At 45.0% G+C, this 743-nt stretch carries 1 protein-coding gene; it reads right to left on the reverse strand.

Annotated elements, in window-relative coordinates; all coding sequences use genetic code 11:
- Positions 1-90 precede the first annotated feature (90 nt).
- On the reverse strand, positions 91-743 hold a 653-nt coding region (locus R7Q46_RS26780; RefSeq protein WP_318078171.1), incomplete at its 5' end, for a response regulator.

The raw sequence follows: 743 nt of genomic DNA on the forward strand, positions 1-743 counted from the left end.
ATCTTCAGATTGCAGGAAAGAAAAAGCCCAACTCAGAAAAGCTAAGTTGGGCTAGGTAAACAAAGAAACTACCGTAAATGTAGCAGCAAACTATGTCCGCTCAATCAAGAAGCGCTGCTTGAAGTCAACAAAAGCCTCGTGGAGTGCATTTTCTTTAATGGGTTTCAGCAAAACATAGTTCGCGCCTGCTTCCATAAATGCATCACTGGTTTCTTGCGCAGTGTCGGCGGTGCAGGCGTAAATTGGTGTCCCCAATTTCAAGTTTTGACGAATCTCTTTCGTGGTTTCGATGCCACCAAGATGCGGAAGTTGGTTATCCATCAAAATCAAATCATAAGAGTGATCTTTTAAGAACTCCATGGCTTCTAGCCCATCCTTCGCCCAATCAACCTGCATCTTGTATTTGGTACAAAACGCTTTAAGAATAAAGGCGTTAGTATGGTTATCTTCCACCAGCAACACTTTCAGACTTTCATCAAACAACTCTGCAGGTTTTACGCGTTGGCTCGAATCCAACGGAGCCAGAACTCGCTCACGATCCTTTACTGGCAGCGTAACAACAAATGTGGTTCCTTGCCCTTTTTGACTGCGAACTTGTACATCCCCGTCGAGCATATCGACCAAGTTTTTCACGATGGTCAAACCAAGGCCACTGCCACCGTATTCGCGAGTTGTGGTCGCTTCTTCTTGAACAAAAGGTTCGAACATTTCATCCAACTTGTCGGACTCAATACCGATACCCG

This window comes from Vibrio sp. 811, assembly GCF_033339195.1.